This window comes from Paenibacillus hemerocallicola (assembly GCF_006265175.1).
In the GTDB taxonomy this organism is placed as follows: Bacteria; Bacillota; Bacilli; order Paenibacillales; family NBRC-103111; genus Paenibacillus_AB; species Paenibacillus_AB hemerocallicola.
Window position 1 is genome coordinate 1 of sequence record NZ_VDCQ01000106.1, and the last position, 21,406, is coordinate 21,406.

At 56.3% G+C, this 21,406-nt stretch carries 21 protein-coding genes and 1 pseudogene; 11 read left to right on the forward strand and 11 right to left on the reverse strand.

What is annotated here, in order from left to right:
- Positions 1-365, reverse strand: a pseudogene (locus FE784_RS38770) (hypothetical protein); the annotation flags it as partial.
- Positions 366-896: 531 nt separating this feature from the next.
- Positions 897-1,310, reverse strand: coding sequence for a hypothetical protein (locus FE784_RS38775; RefSeq protein WP_139607656.1), 414 nt, complete (start codon positions 1,308-1,310; stop codon positions 897-899).
- A 222-nt stretch (positions 1,311-1,532) separates the two neighbouring features.
- On the opposite strand from FE784_RS38775, the gene FE784_RS38780 reads away from it, so the two are divergent.
- The 3 genes from FE784_RS38780 to FE784_RS38790 all read left to right on the forward strand — a co-directional run bounded on the left by FE784_RS38780 (position 1,533) and on the right by FE784_RS38790 (position 3,684).
- Positions 1,533-1,853, forward strand: a complete 321-nt coding sequence (locus tag FE784_RS38780; protein ID WP_139607657.1) for a cupin domain-containing protein — start codon at positions 1,533-1,535, stop codon at positions 1,851-1,853.
- 185 nt (positions 1,854-2,038) lie between these two features.
- The gene (locus FE784_RS38785) at positions 2,039-3,103 is read left to right on the forward strand and encodes a copper amine oxidase N-terminal domain-containing protein (protein ID WP_139607658.1); all 1,065 of its coding nucleotides are present in this window, start codon (positions 2,039-2,041) and stop codon (positions 3,101-3,103) included.
- Positions 3,104-3,264: 161 nt separating this feature from the next.
- Positions 3,265-3,684 (forward strand): DUF4395 domain-containing protein, encoded by a 420-nt coding sequence (locus FE784_RS38790; protein ID WP_139607659.1) that lies wholly within the window; start codon positions 3,265-3,267, stop codon positions 3,682-3,684.
- Between the two features lie 167 nt (positions 3,685-3,851).
- Here the strand turns inward: FE784_RS38790 and FE784_RS38795 are convergent, their stop codons facing one another.
- Positions 3,852-4,751, reverse strand: coding sequence for an AraC family transcriptional regulator (locus tag FE784_RS38795; RefSeq protein WP_139607660.1), 900 nt, complete (start codon positions 4,749-4,751; stop codon positions 3,852-3,854).
- Positions 4,752-4,899: 148 nt separating this feature from the next.
- On the opposite strand from FE784_RS38795, the gene FE784_RS38800 reads away from it, so the two are divergent.
- Positions 4,900-6,207, forward strand: coding sequence for an ABC transporter substrate-binding protein (locus FE784_RS38800; protein WP_176706831.1), 1,308 nt, complete (start codon positions 4,900-4,902; stop codon positions 6,205-6,207).
- A gap of 56 nt (positions 6,208-6,263) precedes the next feature.
- Here FE784_RS38800 and FE784_RS38805 read toward each other — a convergent pair whose 3' ends face one another.
- The 3 genes from FE784_RS38805 to FE784_RS38815 are packed head-to-tail and all read right to left on the reverse strand — an operon-like array spanning position 6,264 to position 7,926.
- On the reverse strand, positions 6,264-6,602 hold the full coding sequence (locus FE784_RS38805; protein WP_139607662.1) for a YrdB family protein: 339 nt from the start codon (positions 6,600-6,602) through the stop codon (positions 6,264-6,266).
- Entirely contained in the window at positions 6,599-7,192 is a 594-nt protein-coding gene (locus tag FE784_RS38810; RefSeq protein ID WP_139607663.1) for a TetR/AcrR family transcriptional regulator, read from the reverse strand. The genes FE784_RS38805 and FE784_RS38810 overlap by 4 nt, the downstream gene beginning before the upstream one ends.
- Positions 7,193-7,194: 2 nt before the next feature.
- On the reverse strand, positions 7,195-7,926 hold the full coding sequence (locus FE784_RS38815; RefSeq protein ID WP_139607664.1) for an MBL fold metallo-hydrolase: 732 nt from the start codon (positions 7,924-7,926) through the stop codon (positions 7,195-7,197).
- A gap of 580 nt (positions 7,927-8,506) precedes the next feature.
- Between FE784_RS38815 and FE784_RS38820 the strand changes: the two genes are divergently transcribed.
- The 3 genes from FE784_RS38820 to FE784_RS38830 are packed head-to-tail and all read left to right on the forward strand — an operon-like array spanning position 8,507 to position 12,281.
- Positions 8,507-9,592, forward strand: a complete 1,086-nt coding sequence (locus tag FE784_RS38820) for an endospore germination permease (RefSeq protein WP_139607665.1) — start codon at positions 8,507-8,509, stop codon at positions 9,590-9,592.
- On the forward strand, positions 9,589-11,139 hold the full coding sequence (locus FE784_RS38825) for a spore germination protein (RefSeq protein WP_246132381.1): 1,551 nt from the start codon (positions 9,589-9,591) through the stop codon (positions 11,137-11,139). The genes FE784_RS38820 and FE784_RS38825 overlap by 4 nt, the downstream gene beginning before the upstream one ends.
- The gene (locus FE784_RS38830) at positions 11,136-12,281 is read left to right on the forward strand and encodes a Ger(x)C family spore germination protein (protein ID WP_139607666.1); all 1,146 of its coding nucleotides are present in this window, start codon (positions 11,136-11,138) and stop codon (positions 12,279-12,281) included. Before FE784_RS38825 ends, FE784_RS38830 begins: the two co-directional genes overlap by 4 nt.
- A gap of 125 nt (positions 12,282-12,406) precedes the next feature.
- Here FE784_RS38830 and FE784_RS38835 read toward each other — a convergent pair whose 3' ends face one another.
- The gene (locus FE784_RS38835; protein ID WP_139607667.1) at positions 12,407-12,970 is read right to left on the reverse strand and encodes a biotin transporter BioY; all 564 of its coding nucleotides are present in this window, start codon (positions 12,968-12,970) and stop codon (positions 12,407-12,409) included.
- Positions 12,971-13,075: 105 nt separating this feature from the next.
- On the opposite strand from FE784_RS38835, the gene FE784_RS38840 reads away from it, so the two are divergent.
- Positions 13,076-13,900, forward strand: coding sequence for an energy-coupling factor ABC transporter ATP-binding protein (locus tag FE784_RS38840; protein ID WP_139607668.1), 825 nt, complete (start codon positions 13,076-13,078; stop codon positions 13,898-13,900).
- Positions 13,891-15,618, forward strand: a complete 1,728-nt coding sequence (locus FE784_RS38845) for an ATP-binding cassette domain-containing protein (protein WP_139607669.1) — start codon at positions 13,891-13,893, stop codon at positions 15,616-15,618. The genes FE784_RS38840 and FE784_RS38845 overlap by 10 nt, the downstream gene beginning before the upstream one ends.
- Positions 15,619-15,667: 49 nt before the next feature.
- Here FE784_RS38845 and FE784_RS38850 read toward each other — a convergent pair whose 3' ends face one another.
- Positions 15,668-16,942, reverse strand: a complete 1,275-nt coding sequence (locus tag FE784_RS38850) for an MFS transporter (RefSeq protein ID WP_139607670.1) — start codon at positions 16,940-16,942, stop codon at positions 15,668-15,670.
- Between the two features lie 174 nt (positions 16,943-17,116).
- A complete protein-coding gene (locus tag FE784_RS38855; protein ID WP_139607671.1) occupies positions 17,117-17,542 on the reverse strand; it encodes an Rrf2 family transcriptional regulator in 426 nt (141 codons plus the stop codon).
- Between the two features lie 140 nt (positions 17,543-17,682).
- Here FE784_RS38855 and FE784_RS38860 point away from each other — a divergent pair, with 140 nt between their 5' ends.
- Together FE784_RS38860 and FE784_RS38865 are read left to right on the forward strand one after the other, a co-directional pair.
- A complete protein-coding gene (locus tag FE784_RS38860) occupies positions 17,683-18,375 on the forward strand; it encodes a rhamnogalacturonan acetylesterase (RefSeq protein WP_425465599.1) in 693 nt (230 codons plus the stop codon).
- Positions 18,376-18,566: 191 nt separating this feature from the next.
- Positions 18,567-19,025, forward strand: a complete 459-nt coding sequence (locus FE784_RS38865; protein WP_139607673.1) for an RrF2 family transcriptional regulator — start codon at positions 18,567-18,569, stop codon at positions 19,023-19,025.
- Positions 19,026-19,121: 96 nt separating this feature from the next.
- Here FE784_RS38865 and FE784_RS38870 read toward each other — a convergent pair whose 3' ends face one another.
- Complete coding sequence (locus tag FE784_RS38870; protein ID WP_139607674.1) at positions 19,122-20,615, reverse strand: hypothetical protein; 1,494 nt, start codon at positions 20,613-20,615, stop codon at positions 19,122-19,124.
- A complete protein-coding gene (locus FE784_RS38875) occupies positions 20,612-21,172 on the reverse strand; it encodes a sigma-70 family RNA polymerase sigma factor (RefSeq protein WP_139607675.1) in 561 nt (186 codons plus the stop codon). The genes FE784_RS38870 and FE784_RS38875 overlap by 4 nt, the downstream gene beginning before the upstream one ends.
- Positions 21,173-21,406: the final 234 nt, after the last annotated feature.

Below are 21,406 nucleotides of genomic sequence, written 5' to 3' on the forward strand. Positions count from 1 at the left end.
TCGGACTGAGTCTTTACTAGCAGGCTGACGACGGAGTCGACGGTCACGCTTTTCTCGCCAGCGATGGCTGCGAGCGTCTTGCCGGATTTGATCGCCGTAGCGAGCTCGTCTTTCGTAGTGCCGAGAAGAGTGGCAAGCTCGTCGGAAATGCCGAAGCCGAAGACGCCGCCGCGAATGCCGCCTCCATCTTGTCCTGACGCTCCGCCGCGCTTGCCTCCGAAAAGCTTCCCGCCTTGATCCTGCTGCTGGGTCTGGGATTGGTCCGCAGTTGCTGCGGCGTTAACGTAATGGTGGGCCCAGAGGCCTCCGCCCAACGTAAGTGCCAGTGTCATCGTGCCTGCAACGATCGTCTTTAAACGTTTCATGTCGATTTCCGCCTTTCGCGATTAGGTTTATAGGGGTACATATGTAGCTCCTGGTGTGTAGTGTGCTGCGTCTAAGGGGTTCTCACCTCCTTGTCGTACTTTCATCATAGACGGCGAAACTTAAATGGAAGTGAAGATAGGCTGAACGTTTGCTGAATGTTGCGGGTAATTAAAGATTGGCGAGCGCGCATCGTATATTTGATGGAACAGACGGCGTATCTCTTGGACGGATCGGTTATGATACGGGCCGCCGAAAGGACCGGTTATGCGAAACAGTCGAATCACGCGTACAATCCTTAAGCATGCTGTCCATGAGAAGCTTCATGCTGTTAATAAAGCTACATCGGTTCAAGGAACCGGATTCCGTTCTCTTCCCGATTGGATATAGGGAACGAATGCCGCATCCGCGTAAATGGAAGCCGCATGCGGACGGGCTGAATAAGACAAGGCCGGGATTTATTAACGGCATAAAAAAAGAGCCGGCTTCGTTCCTTCGCGAGGGAGCGAACCGGCTTGTATGGCCAATTTCATTTATCGTTTTATTCCGGGCTTGCTCGTGATGCCCGGCTTCGGGAACGATGCCGTTTTTCGGGTGGCGGCGCGAAGGGCTTCCCGCTTCGGATGGAGACTCGTCGTGGCGGCTTTCGGTCCGAGCAAGGATCCGAAGGAATTAAACATGTTAAGCATCGGGCCGAATTGCTGGAACATCCGGACCATTTTCTGGACTTTGCCCATCGTCGACATGATCCCGTCCAGGCCTCCCATCTGGTCCAGAAACGGCAGGAAGCCGCGGCTCTCGGTGTTCTGGGCGGCGGGACCGGGGGAGAGCAGGCCGCGTACTTGAGTTTTGTTCAAATAAGGGGTGGGGACGGAATTGCTTTTACGGGCCGCCGGACGTTTTGGAAACTTGTTGCGATTGGCGGATACGCGTCTCTTATTGTTCATCGTGCGCTCATTCCTTTTCTTCATGCTTATCATTCGTTCTCTTCTACAATATGAAAGGCTTCGCGGAAGCGCGTGGGTCACGAGCACAGGTCGAGCAACATTGGCGGGGGCCCGCCGATCGGCCGAAAGCGGCCCCAATGGCAGGGTGTGGATGAGCATCGAACGAATCTGTGATACGATAGAAAGGAATGATCTGCCAATACACCCCAAGGAGGCGGCCGTATGTGTCCGATAGGAGAGTGGGAACCGGCTGAGCCCGGCGTCCAACGCAAAATTTTCGAGCCAGGGAGCTCGATCATGATGATGGAAGTGCAGTTCGAGGAAGGAGCGGAAGGGTACGTACACAGCCATCCGCACGAGCAACTGTCCTATTGCTTGAAAGGAACGATCGAATTTACGATCGACGGGGTGAAGACGGTCATCCGGGCGGGGGACACGATATTTATTCCGGGCGGTGCCAAGCATGGCGTGAAGGCGCTGGAGCCGAGCGCGCTGCTGGATGCCTTTACGCCGCTTCGCGACGATTTGCTGAAACGGGGATAGCCCGATAACCCGCGTAGAATAACGATTACGAGATATATTGCCGCGATGCGCGCACCAGCGTATCCGGCTTTTTTTTGCAAACGGATGAAACTTTTTTTTGCGATTTTGCAACATTATCCGGAATAATGCCGTTTATGCTTTTGAAACCAGCTGGAACAATAGACAGAAGGGAAGTTGAACCGAATATGAACAATCGAATGAAAAAAGGCATCGCGACACTATTCGCACTGTCCATCTCCATCACCGGAGGGGCTGCTTACGCCGCGAACGATGCTGTTCCTCAGCCGATAAGCGCAACGATCATCTCCACAGCGATCCATCAACAAATCCAAATAGCGATCAACAATGAAGCTCTTGCCGCCGGCGGGTACATAAAGGCGGACGCCAAGGAACCGATGCTGCCGCTCCGCGACGTTGCCGAAGCTATGGGCATCAAGGTGACATGGAACGAAACCGACCGGTCGGCCGAGCTGACCAAGGATCGGCTGTGGACGACGGTGAAGCTGGACGAGGACCGCTATGTATTGAATAAAATGTACAAGCCGCTCGGAACGGCGCCGGAGCTGACGGACAGCAAAACGTACGTGCCGGCATCGTTCGTCAGCGAGATTTTGCATGCGGCGGTGAAAATCGAAGGGAGCTCGGTGTCCATTACGACCGAGGAGGAACGGAAGACGACAACGACGAAAGGAGTCGTTAGCGCGGTATACGAGGGCAATGGCCGGCAAACGGTCCGGATAAACGGCATCGGCCCGGATGGCCTTGTCCTGAACGTCGGAGCCGATACGGTATATGAGAAAGCCGACGGGACGAAGCTGACCTTCGCGGACATGACTCTCGGTCTGGAAATCGAAGCGGAGCATTCCTTGGCGGCTACGCTCAGCCTTCCGCCACAAACGGCGACCTACAAGATTACGGTTCTTGACGGGCAGACGGAAGCGAAGGACATCATCGGCACGGCCGGCTTGATCGAGGAAGTCCGCACGAGCGATGACGGTGCGACCAGCCTTCGGATCAAAGGCGCCGGGCTCGGCGACCAATCGCCGTCCGAAGTCGTGCTGCGCCTGGCGGATACGACCGAGCTCATCAATGTGAACGGCGAAGCGATAGAGAAGAGCTCCCTCGAGAAAGGCGCCAAGGTGATCGGCTATTACACTGGCCTGCTGACCAAAAGCTTGCCGCCGATCGGTACGGCTTGGAAAATCGTCTTGCAAGCCCCGGCCGACGATGCAGCCTCGAAGCCGGAGTAAGGAAATTAATTAACGCGGTTAACATTAAGGTCAGAAATAGAATGAAGCTCCATAGGTCGCATCCGTGCGGCTAATGGGGCTTTTTTTATTCGAGAGTGCATTCCCAAATGAGAGGCGGACGTGTATAATTCAGATAATCCTACAGGAAAAGAGGGATTAAGATGGGCAACGTGCCCGACTCGATACCGCGACCGTTGGTCCGGGCAAACCAATGGGTAATCGTCATTTCGGTTATTTTGGTATGGATTACCGGAGTTTACTGGATATTGGCCATTCCGCTGCTGGCGGGGGCGATGGGCGTTTTCTTCGATTTCAATCCGATTATGAGGTTCGCCAAGCTGTTTCTGCGCAAGCCCATGACGGCCTACATCCCTGAGGAGAAGGCGGGGCAGAAGTTTAATCAGCTCATGGCCGTCAGTTTCCTGCTGCTGGCCTTGATCGGGTATTCGTTCGAATGGCCGGTCGTGGCGTACTTGTTCTCGGCGATGGTCGGAATCGCCGCCTTCGTGGCCATATTGGGCTTCTGCGTCGGATGCTTTATTCGTTTCCAATGGCTTAGGTATCGGCAAAGACATTCCTGACCGCCTTGGCCTTATCGTGTCTCGCACCTGGGATTGCCTTCCGTTGCTCCACATCTTGTTTCAGAAGGCAATCCTTTTACTTACCGCCCCCGATCGCACGGTAATCAAAAATCTCCATAGGCTTCCTATCCGGCCTTTCCATATGCATGACTGCCTTCTGACTCCGATTATCGCAACTCGGCTGCACGCTTGCGATATTCCCTCGCCGTTACTCCTTTCATTTCCCGAAACACGCGACTAAAGCTGCGGAATGACTCGAAACCGACCGCAAGACCGATCTCGGATATGGTCATGTTGGTATGAAGCATCATGCTGCAAGCGCTCTCAACTCGAATGTGATGGAGATACTCTATGAAGTTTTGGCCGATAAGCTCCTTGAAGCTGCGGCTGATATGAGCCGCGCTGATGCCGAAGTGGCGCGCCAAATCATCCAGTGTCAAACTGTCCGCATAGTGGGAATGCACGTAATGCTGCAAGTACGAGAACCAGTTTTTTTTACTTTGCCGTGAAAATGCTGTGAAGCTCCACGCATTACCGCTCGTACTGTTAGCCCGAATAAATAGAAGAATCAGTTCTGTCAGTTTAGCCCGGACCATATAAAAATTTCCAACGGAATTCGGCTGCCTATATTCCTGGAGGAGCTCTTCGATCAAGCGCATCACTCGCTCATGCTCTTTGCCATCCAGATCGGCGAAGGAAGGCGTGAGGGGACCGATCCCGTACAGCAGACGGGACAATTCGGAATCGTCTTGTGTTCCGAACAGCAGATGCAAGTCGAAGAAACAGCAATATTTCAGGCTGGACTTGTCGGAAGCGGATTCTATGGAATGAATGTGGTGGGGCAGAGTAAAGGAAACCGTTCCAGGATTGAACGGATGACGAACGCCGTTGATGATTTGAAAGCCGCTGCCTTTTGCAAAATATGTAAACTCCACAAAGTCATGATGGTGCGGTCGCACGTCTTTGATCATGGCCGACCTGATAAAAAAGCGGATTTTCCCCTCGGCTGAAACATTCTCAATACCCTTCATGCCAACCTGATGTTCGGGATACAAGATTTTGCCCAACGAGAGCTCCCCCTATATATCAAAATGTGTCTGTATTCGGTCAAAAAATGACGCGTTTGCCCTTTCGTATTATTTTACCATAAAAGTGCCGATTCGATGGTCTGGAGTTCGATACTTGTATGGATGAAAATGGAGGGGTGTCATAATGATGAAGATGAAGGCGGCTGCTTCGGTGGTACTGGCTGTTTCACTCACGGCCGGCTGCGGCAAGGGAACGAGTGGCGTCAGCACGGGCGGGAATGAATCCAAAACAGGCGTAATCAATACGGAAGCTCAGCAAATTACAGTCGTACATTACGCTTTGGCTGAAGAGGATTTCAATAAAACTTACGGAGATCCGCTCCGCAAAAAATTCCCGAATGTAGTGTTGAAGTATGTCGTTCCTGCCAAAGGTCAGAAAATACAGGATCTGGTCTCGGCTGGAGAATCGATGGACATCGTATTCGATTCGATCGGTCAGGTGCATGCGAATATATACTCATTGGAATTGCAAACGGATATCACGCCGTTGATCCAATCGAAAAAATACGATTTGAGCAAGCTGGAACCGACTGCCGTCGAGGCAATGAAAGGGATCGCAAAAGGCGGCATGTATGGTCTGCCTGTGAACTTATCTCCTGCAGGCTTATTTTACAATAAGGACTTGTTCGATAAATTTGGAGTAGGGTATCCGAAAGACAACATGTCCTGGGATGAAGTGTACGATTTGGCCAAAAAAATGACAAGGTCCGAGGGAGGCGTCCAATATCTGGGTTATACGACTTCATCAGGGCATCAAGCACTGACCAATCAATTCGGTCTCAGCTTTATTGATCCGATTTCTGAAAAAGCGGTAATGAATTCCGACGGTTGGATAAAAGTGATGCAGAGCATTGTCCGATTTTATCAAATACCGGGGTACAACTTAACGTCCAAGGATCTGGCTGTCGCCAGTATGAGGGATATGTATGCAGTTGAAAAGAGGGTAGCCATGTATACGAATTTCTCCGGAGTAACAGATCCCGAAGGTATGAATTGGGACGTCGTAACGATTCCTACTTATCCAGATGCTCCCGGTATCGGAGTTCAGCCATATCCGACTTATTGGCACGTTACTTCAAACAGCAAAAATAAAGAACTGGCCTTTGATATGATCGCGTGGCTTACATCAGAGGAATTTCAAGTGCCATTTACGCGTAAAGGCAACGCTACGATATTGAACGATCCTGCCATCAAGCAGCAATTCGGACAGGACACGCCCACTTTGAAAGGTAAAAACGTCTCGGCCCTATTCCCCGCCAAACGGCCATCGCCCAGCTACTTCTCGCCTTACCATTCCTTGGCGTACAGCAAATTTCCTGCCGCTTTCACTCAAATTGCCTCCGGCCAGAAGGATGTAGTTACGGCTTTGCGGGAAGCCGATGAACAGGCGAATAAGGCAATTGAGGTCGAAAAAGCGGCTCGATCCGGCAAGTAAGACGTTGTAAGAATTCGAAGACCGCACCGAGCATGTCCGTCGCAATATATAGTGCCTCACAGCTTCATCGTGTAAACCAGCACCGTATCGATAAGAACGATGGCCAAGAAAACGGCGGCAAGCGTGGAACGTCCTGCCGCAAATAAAGCTGCCGCGGCCGAACCGAATACGAATAGCTCCAGCAGGATCCGCACCGGAACGGCTGCCGGAACCGACGCTTTGGGCGAGATGAAGGTTCCCCAGACGACAGCGGCCGCGAGCGGGGCGCCGATCCCGAGCAGCAGCTTCATCGGCAGCCCGGCTCCGTTGCGGAAGCCCCAATAGGCTAAAGCGCCCAATGCGGCGAGCTCCAGAAGAAACCTCACGGCGAGTACGGCATATTGGACGAAAATCATGGCTGCCCTCCGTCTACCGGTGCTTTGGACCGGATCGTATGAATGCCAGCAAGGAAAGCATCCAGCAGCAGGCGAAAGCTTTTGTCCAGATCGAGCGGCAGCCCGAAGCCGCCCTTCTGCTCGAGGGAGGCGAAGCCGTGCAGGACGCTGCGCAGCCCGCGAATGGCGTGCAGGGCATCGTCGTTCTCCAAGCCGTATCCGTTCATGAGCCTCACGAGCAAATCGACGAGCTTCTTGCCGGCCTGCACCACTTCCGGGGCATGGGGGTCCGGGGCGCGCAAGGTCAGGTCGTACAAGCCCGGACGGGAGCGGGCAAAGGCGATGTACGCTTCCCCGAAAGCGCGAATGGCGTCATCCCCGGAACGTCCGACGGCCGCGTCGGTCAATTTGGCGTGAAGCTGCTCCAGCCCGTAGACGGAAAGCTTGGCGCGCAAGCCGGGCAGGCCGTCTACATGGTTGTACAGCGAGGGAGTGCGGACATTCAGTTTTTTGGCTAGCGTCGCCAAAGAGAGGCCTTCGATTCCTTGCGTATCGGCGATTTCCGCCGCGGCCTGCAGCAGAATAGTCAGATCGAGTCCGATTCTGGGCATGTTTATATCTCCTTCCTGGTTCCGCCATGTTGAAAAGCTTGCTCCGCATCGCCGATCGCCCGCTCCAGAGCCGCGGCAGGCTTTGGAAGCATGCGCCCGTGACCCACTGCCAGCAGTGACGGTTTGTGCTCCAGCAGCTTGCGAACGCTCTCGAGCGCCAACTGTTTGCTCCAGGTAGCCATTGCGGGGAAAGGAAACAACGGCTTCATCTGCCCCGATACGGCTACTCCGCCTCTTGTCTGGATCGCATCCCCGGCGATCAGGGCGCGGCTGCGCGTGTCGAGGAAAGCCATCGAGCCCGGCGTATGTCCCGGAGCGGCTATGGCGAGCAAGGAGCCGATCCGGTCGCCGTCCGCGAGGAGCACGTCCGGCCGCGTCTTCACCTTTTTGGGTACGCCGCCGCGGATCGGCGTGGCCGGCTCGCCGGCGTCCAGCGAGACGTCTCCGGCGAGCAATCGGGCATCTCGTGCGGAAATATGGACCGGGACGCCGGGCAGCAATTCCTTGAGCGCGTCGAGTGCGCCGATATGATCGTCGTGAGCATGCGTCAGGACGATCCGGGTAATCGGCTTGCCGATTCGCTCGGCCGATCGGAGAATGGCTTTGCTGCTATAGGGCAGCGCAGCGTCGATCAAGGTCAATCCGTCCTGCTCTTCGACCAGATAGCAATTGACGGGGAAAAATCTCGGCAAAAAAGCAAGCTGGTATACGTTTTCCATCCAGGTCATTTTCATAACAAACACCTCGCTTTAAGGATTAACTAATATCATTAGTTTTAATATAACTAATGTTATTAGTTTTTGCAAGCGGAATTTTAAAAATTACGACCAGCATCATTAGCGTAGAAGTACATGAATCGCATGATCGGTGAAGGCCGGCCGCCTTTGCCGGCGTGTGTGATACCGTGAATCCATAAAATAACGGAACAGGCGTATGTTATTGACCCCAATATCAGTGTTGAAAGCATAATAACGGAAAACCGTTCCGCTATATAGCAGTTCACGATCATTTTCGCCCCGAAGGATCGATATAACGGAAGCCTGCTCCGTTATATTCAGAGTGTCACGGAATTCGGCACAATAAAGGAATACAGCTCCTCTATTTACGGCAACGTGTTGCACCCGCTTCATCAAATGGCGTCGAGGTTATGCGGATTGTGTCGTCGTAGAAAAAACGACTTTGGAACCTCCGGACCGGAAGCGAGTCGATAAGAATCAAGCCTTCGTACTGGTATTCGAACAAAATGTTCCTGCATTTCAATATTTTCACCCGATATTACAGAGACTATGGAGTATAGACGAGGGGGGACCGCGCTTGCTCCAGACCGACAAAATTTCTCCGATGCAATTATTTATGATGTTAATACTCGCGATCGGCCTCGTGCAGCACGTCACGATCATTCCGCTGCTGCTCCAAGCTTCCCAGAAGGATGCGTGGGTCGGCGTTCTGCTGACGCTGCCGCTTATGCTGGTATGGGCACTCCTGCCGTGGTACATCGTGAAGCATACCGGACATACCGCCCTGATGGAATGGATCGGCGATCATGTCGGCACGGTGGCGGCGAAATGCATGGCGTCCGTGGTCTCGCTATTTCTGCTGTGCAGCGCCTTCATTACATTAAAAGAAACGATCACTTGGATCCAAGTAACATTTCTGCCGCAGACCCCGCTGCTCGTTACATCGATTGTCCTGCTCGCGCTCTGTTTCTACGCCGCGACGAAGGGCATCAAATCGTTGGTCATAACTTCGGGTATTTTGCTGCCGTTCGTACTGCTGTTCGGTTACTTCGTTATGGGAGCGAACTTTGAATTCAAACGGTATACCCTGATCTTTCCCTTATTCGAGAACGGTCTGCTTCCCGCGCTCAAAACCTCGGTCTACATGGGAGGCAGCGTCATGGAGCTGCTCGTCTTTTTATTGATGCAGCATCATGTAAAGAAACGGGTGAAACGTTCCCATCTCCTCATCACCGTCGCTTTGTTCGTATGCCTTACATTGGGACCGCTGATGGGATCCTTGGCCGCGTTCGGTATGGAAGCCCCGCTGCTGCGATATCCTTCCTACGAACAGTGGAGGTTGGTAACCGTTGGGAAATATATTTCGCATGTGGATTTCTTATCGATTTATCAATGGCTTGCCGGCGCCTTCATCCGAATTTCATTGGCTATCGTTCTTCTTCCGGAAGTATGGCAAATCAAGGCCCGCCCTGTAAAAAACGGTTTGATGCTGGGAATGGTCGGCGTGCTGCTTGCCCTAATGGCCGCTCCCCTCAGCGACATTTCTTTTTTGGCTTATTTGTCGGTTTATTATAAATTGTCGTTCTGGCTTCTTCTGTTGTTCTCGCTCATTTTGTTCATGCTCGTATACAACCAGGTGCGAAGGGGGGCCAAGAAGCGATGAAGAGATGGTGGAAGCGGTCTGCCGCCCGGCGGCGCCCCGACTCCGAGGTTAACGAAACGATGCCCTTCTTATGGGACGACGAAACGCAATCCGCGAATGGCTCGAGCTGGGACGAAGAACGGTTGCGCGAATATTTCGCCTTGTTGGCGGACGTTGTCATTCAATCGTTCCACTATGGCTCCGCCTCCCAAATCAAGCTGACAGTCGTATATTGCGACGGAATGATTGACCGTAAGCGAATATCCGATTTCGTGCTGCCGGCTTTTGAAGATGTCCTGAACAATGAGGGCAGTTCGGATCGGATGGTATCGGAGCTGAAGGGAAGGCTGCAGCTGCTGGAGGCCCGGAACGAACGGGAGTGGAAGGTCCGGCTGTTCAACGGTCAATTGATCGTATGGGTAAGCTTCCTGGAGCATCCGCTTACGCTCGATATCAGCAATATTCCGCAGCGCAATCCGGAGGAATCCGCGACGGAAATTTCGATCAAAGGACCTCGGGACGGGTTCACGGAGGAGCTGTCCACGAACGTGGCGCTGATCCGGAAGCGTCTGCGCACTCCGAAATTGCGTAATGAACGGTTCGTCATCGGAACGGAAAGCCTCACGGAAGTTTCGTTGTTATATCTTCAAGACGTCATCGCCCCCGCTATTCTGGAGGAAGCCCGCAGCCGGCTGCGGCATTTCGAAATCGATGCGCTGCTGAGCAGCGAACAGCTGGAGGAGGGCATAGCGGACAGCTCGTATTCGCTGTTCCCGCTCCTCGATTATATCGGGAGACCCGACTTTACGGCCCAGAGCCTGCTTCTGGGGCGGTTCGTCATTCTCGTCAACGGTTCTCCCATGGCGCTCATCGCCCCGACGAATTTGACCGAGCAGATCAAGTCGCCGGAGGATCTCCACTTTCCGTTCTATTACGTATCGTTCGAAATCTGTTTGCGGATCGGCGGCTTGCTGACGGCCATCTTCGCCCCCGGCTTCTGGATCGCCTTGACGGCATATAATCTCGACCAATTGCCGTTCCCGCTGCTGGCGACGATATCAAGTTCTCGGCAAGGACTGCCGGTGTCCGCTCCGCTCGAAATCGTCATTATGCTGGCGCTGTTCGAAATATTCCGGGAAGCCGGCATCCGTCTCGCCAAAGGCGTCGGGCAAACGATCGCCGTCGTCGGCGGACTTATTATCGGGGATGCCGCCATTCGAGCCGGACTGACGTCTCCGACGATGCTGTTCGTATCGGCGGTCACCGGCGTCTCGACCTTTACGCTGGTCAACCAATCGTTAAGCGGCACGGTCAGCCTGCTGCGTTTATACACGCTCGTATGCTCCGCAGTTCTAGGCATGTTCGGTTTTTTCATCAGCGTGTTTTCCATCGTCGTCTATTTGTCCGGCTTGAAATCGTTCGGAGTAGGTTATTTGGAGCCGCTCTCGCCCGTTTCCTTTCGGGACCTCGCCTCCGCTCTGCTTGCTCCGCCGTTGAAGAAACGGAAACGGCAGCCGGCGATGCTTAAGCCGGATAACAAATCGAGCAAGGGCGGGAACGCAAAATGAGCAGACGGTACCGACTTCTACTGCTGGTACCCTTCGTTATGCTTCTGGTCGGCTGTTGGGATATACAGGAAGCCCAAAGCAACAATTACATAACGGCGCTCGGCATCGATTACGATCCGGACAAAGAGGAATTTATCGCTTACGGCCAATTGCTCTCTTTCTCCGCGATCGTCAAGCAGGAAGGCGGAAGCAGCAGCCAGCAGGCGAGGACATGGGTGGGCAAGGGAACAGGCGCAACCTTGAATTTGGCGATGAATGATTTGTACAAGACAGCCCAGCAACGGACGATCTGGGGTCATATCGCATCGATCGTCATCGGCGAGAAGGCGCTGGAGAAAGGCATCGAGCAATTCGAGGACGCGATAAGCCGCTATCGGGAAATCCGGTTTACGCCATGGATTTTCGGTACGAAAGCTTCCATCCCGGAGCTGTTCTCGACTCCGGCCTTTTTCGGAATGAGTGCATTGAACACGATGATGCTCGAGCCGAGGGAAATATTCGAGCAAAGCTCCTGGATCGCGCCGCTCCGATATACGACTTTCATTGCCGATGTGCGGGAATCCGGGCGAACTGCCGTTCTTCCCTCACTCGCGATCAACCGCACTCAATGGAGCAAGGATGAGCGGCCCGAACGGAAAATGGTGTTGGATGGCGCTTTCATGATCAGTCGAATGGAATCGAAGGGCTGGATCGAACGAACGAAGCTGTCCGGACTGCGATGGGTGACGGAGGAGACGGTACGCTCGCCCATCCTGCTCGAGGAACAGGGGAAGCCGCTGGCCGTCATTTCGCTCGGACACCCCAAAATCGATATATCCGAAAGCGAAGTCGAAGGAAAGCCTAGGTATACGATTTCCGTAAAAATGGACGGGAATGTGATGGACTGGATCAAGTACGTAGAGGAAGGGAAGCTGAAGCAAATCGCGGAGCGCCAATTGAAGCGGGAAATCGAGGAGACGTACCGCAACGGCATCGCGATCGGGGCCGATGTGTACCAGCTCGAGTACCACACGTACCGAAACCGCACTTCATCGTGGAAGCATTTACGGGATAAGGGAGCTTTTCCGCTGAGCGGAGAATCGCTTGAGGATGTACGGGTATCGATTCTGATTCGTCATACGGGGATGAAGAAAGCCAAATAAAGAGAAATGCGGCGCCGGTCGCGAGCGGCAGCTTCATGGGCTGCGAATATTCGGAATTAATAGATGGCACATGTTCGGGGAAGGGGGGAGGCAGGAACGGCCCGTCCGTTCGCTGCCTTCAATCTTTACCTCAATCTTGGGAATACGCGCCGGATCGGCATAACGATCAGAGTAACCGCGATTGCCTTCACCACATCTCCAGGCAAATACGGGAAGCAGCTCATCGCCAGCGCATTGCTTAGCGGCACGTTGTACTTATGCGCAAACCAGGGAACGCCGGATAAGTACAGGAGCAGCGAACCGAATACTTCGATGACGAGGAAAACGGCCACGTAAGAAGCCCAGCCATTCCCTTTGATTTTGCCGACGAACCAGCCGATCAGCAGGGCGCTGACCGGAAACATCCAGATAAAGCCGCCGGTAGGACCGAGCAGCAGGCCAAGCCCCCCGTTGAGGTGAAGCAGAGGCAAGCCGAGGGCAAGCAGGAAAACGACCATGAATATGCTGAAGAAGCCGTAAAACGCGCCGAGCACCGCTCCCGCCAGCATGACCGCCATGTTCTCGAGCGTTATCGGAACGGGAGAAACCCCGATGCGGATCGTGGCCAAGCTCATGACGGACATAAGGGCGCCGAACAGGGCGCTGAACACGAGGCCTCTCACGGTGAGAAGCGGCCGGTCCGATTTCATTATGGCTGCACCCTTCCTTGAAACCGATTTGATATGGTACCATATTCGAAGTTACAGGATGAGCTTGAACCTGTCAATCGGTTTTGAGAGAGGGGCTGTCGGACGGTGCGACCATTGTGGAACCTGAAGGACGCCGATGTGGCGCTGCATGCCCCGGAAGATTCGGCAACGGTGCTTCGGCGGTTGAATCTGCGTATCGACGAGGGAGAGTTCGTTGCCGTAGTCGGCCGCAACGGCAGCGGCAAAAGCACGCTGCTGCGCGCATTGGGAGGCTTCGCTCAAGTAACGGGCGGGGAGATCGCTGTCGACGGAGAAATGATACGTGGCGTAAGGGCGGTGTTCCAGAATCCGGACGCGCAAATCGTCGGGGAAACGGTATTCGAGGACGTGTCCTTCGGCTTGGAAAATATGGCGGTCCCGCCCGGGGACATGCCCGGCCTTGTCCGGGACGCACTTGCCATGGTCGGGCTGAACGTTCGCGGAGACGAGCCGGCGGAGCATTTGTCGGGAGGGCAGAAGCAGCTGCTTTGTATGGCGGGTGCCATCGTAACGGGTACTCGTATTCTGCTTCTGGACGAGCCCACGGCGATGCTCGATCCCGCATCCAAATCCGCCTTGCAGCGCGTCGCCAAGCGGCTCCACGAGAATGGGACGACGATCGTATGGGCTACCCAGGCCATGGATGAAGTCGGCTTGGCCGGACGGGTCATCGCGCTCCGGGACGGGGAAGTGGCGTTCGACGGCACGCCGGAACGGTTCATGTACGGAGATGGGGGCGAGGCTCCGTCGTCCCCTTGCTTGTCGCTCGGCTTCCGGCATCCTTATGCCGTCGAGGTGGCGCATCGGCTGCTTGCGGCCGGCCTTCCGCTTCGCGAACGTCCGGTGCTGGACGAGCAGCTGCTGAAAGTGGTGCCGGCATTATGCCGATAACGGTAGAACGATTGAGCGTCGTCGCGGACGGGGCGGAACGGCCGCTGCTGAACGGAATTTCGTGTAAGTTCGGCGACGGGGAAATTACGATTATCGCGGGCCGCAACGGCTCGGGCAAGTCCACGCTGCTCGATGCGCTGGGCGGACTCGCAGCATTCGAAGGAAGCGTGCGGGTCGACGGTCTCCCATTGACGGACGGGAACGGCCCGGAAGCTTCGGGAATCGGCCGCATCGGCCAACAGTTCCAATATCCGGAGGCGCAGCTGTTCGCCCGCACCGTGCAGGGCGAATTTGATTATTCGCTGCGCTATCTGAAGCTTTCCCGTCGGGAAAACGCGCGCAGGACGGATGAGGCGATGCGGGAAATGGGGCTCGCTCCCGAATTGAAGACGCAATCGCCGCTGCTGCTGAGCGGCGGGGAGAAGCGCCGAGTCGCTTTGGCTTCGACGCTAGCGACCGACCCCGGATGGTTGCTGCTGGACGAGCCTACTGCGGGTCTGGATCCGGAGGCGGCGGACCGGCTGCTCGGGTTTCTGCTGCGGCGGAAGCGGGAGGCGAGCGGAGGCATCGTCGTCGCCACGCATGATCTCGACCTGCTGCTCCCGGTCGCGGACCGGGTTATCGTACTGCAAGACGGATGCGTGGCGGCGGATATGCCCGCGTCCGAGCTGGCCGCCAGTCCGGAAATATGGGACCGTGCGCAAATCGGTACGCCGCTGTCCGTCGCGCTGGCCGAGCAAATGCGGAGCTTGGGCGTAACGGTTCCGGCAAAGTTTCTGACGCCGGAGGAAGCGGCCGGGCTGTTGGCCGAACGGTTGACGGGGGCGGATGGAAGCGTGGCTGAATGTCGCCCGATGGACAGCTCTGTGGAGTATCCGACGCAAGCGGAAGCCGAGCGGAACGTTGGAACGGTAGCGGGCGGTGCCGCGACGCCGTCCGGTCGCCGCCGTTTCGTACAATCGCTGGATCCCCGCACGAAGTGGCTGTTCTACATGTGCTTCTCCATCGGGCTGCTGGCACAGCGCGATTGGACCGGCGTGGCTTGCGGGTTGGCGATTACGGCAGTACTGGAGCTTCTATGCCGGGTGCCTTTGCGCAGCATGATGCCGATATTGCGGCCATTTCTATGGTTCATGGTCATATCGGCCGTCGTGTCCGGCATCGGGTTCGGAGAAAGCGGTGGAGGCGACGGCGCCTTGAGGCTCGGAGCCGTATCGTTTTCCGTTGCGGCGGCGTTGACGTCCTCCCTGGAGCTGGCTAAAATCATTCTCGTGATGGCCGGCGGAGTTTTGCTCTCCGCGACGACAACCCCGTTCGAGATGAAACGGGGAATCGAACGAATCGCGGCTCCGCTCGCGAGAATCAAATTCCCGGTGGAGGCGATTTCGCTGACCGGCTCCCTGTTGCTCCGCTTCATCCCGGTGCTCCGGAAGGAAGCCGGCCGGTTTAACCGGATCGCCAAGTCGCGCGGCAAGCGGGTGCGGCGTAGCGGGACGATAAGGCTGCGGGATCTGCCGGTCATGCTCGTTCCGCTGCTGCTGTCGCTGCTGCAGATGGCATCCGATCTGTCGCTTGCTCTCGAAGCCCGGGGCTATACGCTGAGGGGGATGCCCCGAACGGCGGCCATCACGCTGCGAATGAAGCACCCGGACTGGCTGGCTGTCGTTGCGGGCGGCGCACTTCTCGCGATACTGCTCGCGCTGTCGGGCCGAAGCTAATGTTTGCTGCATAGCTTGCGAGGCCAGTCGCTATCGCTCAAGCGGCTCGTCATGCCGCCGGGGCGAGCTTGCGCTTGATCCGGATCGACATGAGCGCCGCGAGCATGCAGACGTAGCCGGCCATCGTAAATGCGAGATCGTAGCTGCCGAACCATTCGCGGAGCAGTCCCGCTTCGAAAGCGGCAACGGCCGCGCCGAGCTGGTGGGCGGCGACGATCCAGCCGAACACGATGCCGGCCTTTGCCGGGCCGAACCGGTCGGAGGCGAGCTTCACGGTCGGAGGGACGGTGGCGATCCAATCTAGCCCGTAGAACACCGAGAACAGCGTAAGCTCCATATATCCCATGTCCAGCGCCATCGGCAGGAAGAGGAGCGACAGTCCGCGCAGCCCGTAATACCAGAACAGCAGCCAGCGGCTGTCGAACCGGTCGGACAGCCAGCCCGACAGCGTTGTCCCGATCAGGTCGAACACACCCATGAACGCCAGCAGCCCCGCGGCGGTTACTTCCGGAATGCCGAAATCGCCGCAAGCGGGGATGAGATGGGTTCCGATCAGTCCGTTCGTAGTAAAGCCGCATATGAAGAAGCTGCCGGCCAGCAGCCAGAACGTACCGCTCTTCATGACGGATCGGAGCGTGAGCAAAGGCTGGAGAAATAAATTTCCGGCGAACGGGGCGGGTCGGACCAACTCGTCGGAGCCATACGGCGGCACGCCCATATCGGCCGGATGGTTCCGGACCCATTTGGCGACGACCGGGATCATGAGGCAGAGCGCCGCTACGGCAGCCCATACCGCATTTCGCCATCCCGCGGTTACCGAAAGGTTGGCGAGCAGCGGCAGAAACAGCAGCTGCCCCGTCGCGGCGCTGGCGGTCAATAGGCCGACGACAAGCCCCTTTCTGCGGACGAACCAACGGTTCGCGACCGTTACGCCGAGAACATTGGCCATAACGGACGTACCGATACCGACTACGACGCCCCACAGCACGTTTAATTGCCACAACGCGTTCATGACGGTAGAAAGCAGCAGTCCCGCCGCCAGCAGGGCAAGCGCCCCGATCATCATTTTGCGGATGCCGAATCGTTCCATGCAGGCGGCGGCGAACGGCCCCATCAGTCCGTACAATACCAAATTGATCGATACGGCCGCCGATATGCCGGACCGGCTCCAGCCGAATTCTTCCTCCAGAGGCAGCATCAGCACGCCCGGCAGAGAGCGTATGCCTGCCGCCGCCAGCAGAGCCGCGAATGTCACCGCGGCGACGATCCAGCCGTAATGCAGCCTGCGGGGGCGTTTCGGCGTATCAGGTTGGCGAATGTCCATGTATATTCCTCTCTTTTCCGTTCCGATGTCGAAAATAAATGTAGCAATAAATATTACAGTTATATCGGGCCGAACTGCGTAATCCGTAATGGGTTTCCTATGGCTGAGTTGCAAGAAAGCAGTCGACAGCGAGCTTGTTCGATCTGTTTTGCCGATTTCACCGGAAAGTCTGCTTCATTCGGCGGATCCGGACTGGCGTCGGACATTGTCGAGCACGTCCGCGATCGTAAATCGAGCGAAGTATTGTTCCATTTGCCGCTCCGCGCTGCTGAATAGGCCGTCCATGGAGCTCTCGATATTCGCTCCGATCAAGCATTGCGGATTCGGATTGGGCCATTTCGGCTTGATCGAGCCTTCGGAGGTCAGTCGGTACAATTCGGACAGCGTCACCTTCTCGGGATAGCAGCCGAGCAGAAATCCGCCCTTAGCGCCTTCCTTCGACTTGATGTACCCGTGCTTTCGCAGCAGGCTGAGTACTTTGCGCACCCGAACCGGGTGGACGGAGACGCTGGCAGCTATAGTATCGCTCGTCGCGAGCCGGTCGTCGACATGGGCCAAATAAGTGAGGCTATGGACGGCAATGATGAAATCGCTGTTCAACGTAACCCTCCTCCATCTTTCCTTTGTTCTGTATTATGATTTATTACAGTTCGATTTGTCAACATAAAATCATCTTTTTTCTTATGCCGGATTGGTATATGATAGAAAAAATTCCTTATGGAGAGAGGAGTCAAGTACACGTGAAGCTGACTATTTTTTTGGCGGGCGATTCCACCGTTTCCGACTACGTGCCGACCAAGGCGCCGATGATGGGCTGGGGGCAGAAGCTCGGGTCCTATTTCGACGACAGCGTGGTCATTCGCAACGAGGCGTATCCGGGCAGAAGCTCGAAAAGCTTTATTCACGAAGGGCGTCTGCGCCCCATCGAAGAGGCGATCGCGGAGGGCGATTATTTGCTCATTCAGTTCGGCCATAACGACCAGAAGCCGGATGAAGCCCGCCGCACGGAAGCGGGCGGCACATTCGAGCAGCATTTGAATCAATATATCGAGGTTGCGCGGGCTAAAGGAGCCACGCCCGTACTGGTCACCTCGACGGAAAGGCGGCAATTCGGCGAGGATGGCAGACTGAAGGATACGCACGGCGAATATCCCGCAGCGATGCTCCGGCTCGGGCGGGAGGAGGGCGTCACGGTAATCGATTTGCAGCGCAAAAGCCGCAAGCTGCTCGAAACGATGGGCGATGAACCGTCGAAGAGTCTGTTCGTGTGGCTTGCGCCGGGCGAGCATCCGAACTATCCCGAGGGCGTTAACGACAATACCCATTTTAGCGAATGGGGAGCGGGCGAAATGGCCAAGCTTGTCATTGAAGGCATACGCGAATCGGGTCTTCCGCTAGCCGAACGCGTGCTTGGAGCCGGAAATCCCAGATGATCGCCGCTTGAAGCGAATAAGCCTTCCTCCACCCGTATTGTGGAAGAGGGCTTGTTCGTTTTCGGTCAGCCGGGCGTATTGTTCGGCCTCTCCAAAAGCTCTACAATAGGATATATGGATGCTGCAATTGAAATGAAGCCTCTTGACTCGCGGTCGCGGGTTGCGGGCGAAACGATAAGGGGGTGGCAGCTATGAGTCCGGCGAATCGGGGAATACCGATCGGGCCTCCACGCTTCGGTGTCGCGGTTCACGCGCTTGTCTGGCTGACCCAGAGCGGCGGGGTATTATCGAGCGGATCGATCGCATGCCAAGTCAATTCCCATGCGACCTTTCTGAGAAGAGTGCTGCAGACCTTGGTGCAGGCAGGACTAGTCGAAGCGAGGGAAGGGCGCGACGGCGGCTACACGCTCAAGAAGCCTTCCGGCCAAATTTCGCTCGCCGACGTTTACGCGGCGGTCCGAACGGAAGGCCCGGAAGGCGATGAAAATATCGACTGCGGAGAGGCAGCCGCCCAGCAGCTGGATTTGGCTTTGGACAAAATCATGTCCGGCGCGGAGCAGCACACGCTCGAATATCTTAGACAGTTTACGATCGACGATGTCATGGCACGCGTCGAGTTTTTTGCGGCAGGGCGCGAGTGCGAGCAATGACCGCAGAGAGGCATGGACCCGAAAAAGGAAGTCTTCTTCAAGCGTCTCGTCCGAAGAAGGCTTCCTTTTTGTTCGCCGCAAAGGCTTATTGCGTTTTTAAGGTTTACCGGACGCTTCCGGCAGAGGCAGATCGAATGTCCACGGCCCCCGGATCAGCAGCGTCAAGTCGCTTACGTACAGGACATGCTCCTTCTCGCCCGGCGTCGTCTCGAGCTCCATGTACAGCATCGCGCCCGTAGCCTCGTCCGACTTGGCGCTGGCCCCGCCGCTCTTCCCTTCATACCCCAGGTCCGGAAAGAACAGAAGCGGAGAATGGGGGGCGGAGACGTCGTAATGCATATCCCAATAAATACGCACCAAATCCGGTCTGTCCGACGGGCGCTCCACCCTCACGATGTCGACCGGGTAGCCGAGCAGATCGATTCGCTTATTCAGCGTCAGGCTCCCTTCCTCCGGAACGGGGAACGATAGTTTGACCGGCTTGTCGGCATGCTTGACGGCCGTGACGGCCGACAGCGCCAGCCGGTAGCTGTCGGCTCCGGCAGAATCCGGCATGAACGAGAATTCGTTCGGATTCGGAAACGTCGAGTCGCGGAGCATGTCGATTCGTTTGCCGGAACCGTCCGTCAGTACGGGCTTCTCCATCGCTTCATAGTCGGCCATGCCGTAGGACGTAATCCGTATGCCGGCCGGCGGCTGAGGGAGGAGGGTCACCCTGCGCTTGGCGCCCTCCGCCGATGCGACTACAGCCGTGATCGGAAAGCCGCCGCCATCGGACGTTTCGCCGAGATCCTCGATCCGGTCGGCGCCTGCGGCGGGCTGCAGGCGGAATTTCATCGCCGCCGCCCCATTGTCGAACGAAACCTCCATCTCTTCGGTTGCCCTCACCGTTCCTTGATAGTAATAATGGCCTAGCCATTCTCCCGCTCTCGTGATCGTAGCGTACTTGAACACGTATGTCTGGCCGTCGGCATTTTTCAAGGTGACCGCCTTCGCGTCGGGGCCAGCGGACCCGGCGATGCTGATGGAGGAATACGGTTCGCCGATCGATACTCCTCGCAGCTCGATGCTCCCTTCCTGCCACGGCTGGACGACGGGCTCGGCCAGAATGTAGCGCGCGGCATTTCCCTCCGATGTCTCTACGGCGGCGAAGCCGGGAATAAACTGCAGCCATTTGCGTACTTGCGCCCGCACCTCGGAGGAGGAGGCGGAATAGGCGGAAGTCAGCGCGACTGCCAATAGTACGGCGGCAATGGCGACACCCAGCGCTCTGCGGCCCCGGAAGGAGCGGGGCCGTTCCGACGGCGCCGGACGGGCTGCCGCTTGGGGCTGATCCTGCCGGCCTACGGTCGCATCCTGCAAGACGTTCTCCGTTTGCTCCGCTTCCCGCTGCCGCACGGATTCGCCTGGTCCCGTCTCGCCTAGACCGAGCCGCGCGAACGTTCGGGCGCGAATGGCGGCCAATGTGATCCGGTCTTGCGCGGTAGGCTGCACGTCCGACGGCCCGATATCCTTGAGTCGCCCGATCGCTTCGCGCTCGTCGATAAGGTCCATTTTGGCGAACAAAGCCCGTTCTTCATTGGCGCTCATCCGAATTCCTCCTCTCCCGTCTCCAACTGCCGCCGTAGCGTCTGCCGCATTCGGCCGAGCCGACTCTCCGCCGCTTTGACCGTAATCCCTTCGCTGCGGGCGATTTCTTCCATCGTCTCGTAATAAAAATACCGCTTGTAGAACAAGCTGCGATTGACCGGATCGAACGTATCGACGATCCGTACAATATCCTCTATACGGGCCTTGCTAATGACCCGATCTTCTGTCGATTGAGGCTCCCTCGGCTCCTCGGTCAGCGGTTCGGGGACGGGGCCGCGTCCGCGCTTGCGGCGATAATCGAGCGCCTTGTATTTGGCGATGATGTGCAGCCATACGCGCAGCGTGCCCTTGCCCGGGTCGAACTCGCCGACTTTCTCCCACGCCGTCAGAAATATATCGCTTACGCATTCCTCCACGTCCTGCGGTTGCGCGGTTCCCGAAACGATGCGCTCCACCAGCCGGCATATACCGGCCCCGTAAGTGTCGATTACGAATGCGAGGGCGTCCGGATCCTTCAGGCGCAGCCGTTCGGCCGCATTTTGCTCGGTAATGTCCATAGGCTCCCCTTTACGATGCGATATGCAAAGAAACCGTCTCTACTCATTACTACGTCGTCGGGGAGCGAAATCCCTCGCCATAACTTATTATTAACGAAGTGCTGCGCGAACAGTGAACCGAACTTGCAAAATTGTGAGCTTCATTGTTGTTACTGCTTAGGTCGACTTGGTCCGCCAATGAAGCGGGAAGAAAGAAATAAGGTTGGAACCAGCACAATAGTGGCCCGAAGTGGG

What these genes read in the sequence shown, in the direction of transcription:
- FE784_RS38775 (WP_139607656.1), bottom strand. Translation starts at nt 1,310, where the DNA reads ATGAACAATAAGAGACGCGTATCCGCCAATCGCAACAAGTTTCCAAAA.
- FE784_RS38780 (WP_139607657.1), top strand. Translation starts at nt 1,533, where the DNA reads ATGTGTCCGATAGGAGAGTGGGAACCGGCTGAGCCCGGCGTCCAACGC.
- FE784_RS38785 (WP_139607658.1), top strand. Translation starts at nt 2,039, where the DNA reads ATGAACAATCGAATGAAAAAAGGCATCGCGACACTATTCGCACTGTCC.
- FE784_RS38790 (WP_139607659.1), top strand. Translation starts at nt 3,265, where the DNA reads ATGGGCAACGTGCCCGACTCGATACCGCGACCGTTGGTCCGGGCAAAC.
- FE784_RS38800 (WP_176706831.1), top strand. Translation starts at nt 4,900, where the DNA reads ATGAAGATGAAGGCGGCTGCTTCGGTGGTACTGGCTGTTTCACTCACG.
- FE784_RS38805 (WP_139607662.1), bottom strand. Translation starts at nt 6,602, where the DNA reads ATGATTTTCGTCCAATATGCCGTACTCGCCGTGAGGTTTCTTCTGGAG.
- FE784_RS38810 (WP_139607663.1), bottom strand. Translation starts at nt 7,192, where the DNA reads ATGCCCAGAATCGGACTCGATCTGACTATTCTGCTGCAGGCCGCGGCG.
- FE784_RS38815 (WP_139607664.1), bottom strand. Translation starts at nt 7,926, where the DNA reads ATGAAAATGACCTGGATGGAAAACGTATACCAGCTTGCTTTTTTGCCG.
- FE784_RS38825 (WP_246132381.1), top strand. Translation starts at nt 9,589, where the DNA reads ATGAAGAGATGGTGGAAGCGGTCTGCCGCCCGGCGGCGCCCCGACTCC.
- FE784_RS38830 (WP_139607666.1), top strand. Translation starts at nt 11,136, where the DNA reads ATGAGCAGACGGTACCGACTTCTACTGCTGGTACCCTTCGTTATGCTT.
- FE784_RS38835 (WP_139607667.1), bottom strand. Translation starts at nt 12,970, where the DNA reads ATGAAATCGGACCGGCCGCTTCTCACCGTGAGAGGCCTCGTGTTCAGC.
- FE784_RS38845 (WP_139607669.1), top strand. Translation starts at nt 13,891, where the DNA reads ATGCCGATAACGGTAGAACGATTGAGCGTCGTCGCGGACGGGGCGGAA.
- FE784_RS38850 (WP_139607670.1), bottom strand. Translation starts at nt 16,942, where the DNA reads ATGGACATTCGCCAACCTGATACGCCGAAACGCCCCCGCAGGCTGCAT.
- FE784_RS38865 (WP_139607673.1), top strand. Translation starts at nt 18,567, where the DNA reads ATGAGTCCGGCGAATCGGGGAATACCGATCGGGCCTCCACGCTTCGGT.
- FE784_RS38870 (WP_139607674.1), bottom strand. Translation starts at nt 20,615, where the DNA reads ATGAGCGCCAATGAAGAACGGGCTTTGTTCGCCAAAATGGACCTTATC.
- FE784_RS38875 (WP_139607675.1), bottom strand. Translation starts at nt 21,172, where the DNA reads ATGGACATTACCGAGCAAAATGCGGCCGAACGGCTGCGCCTGAAGGAT.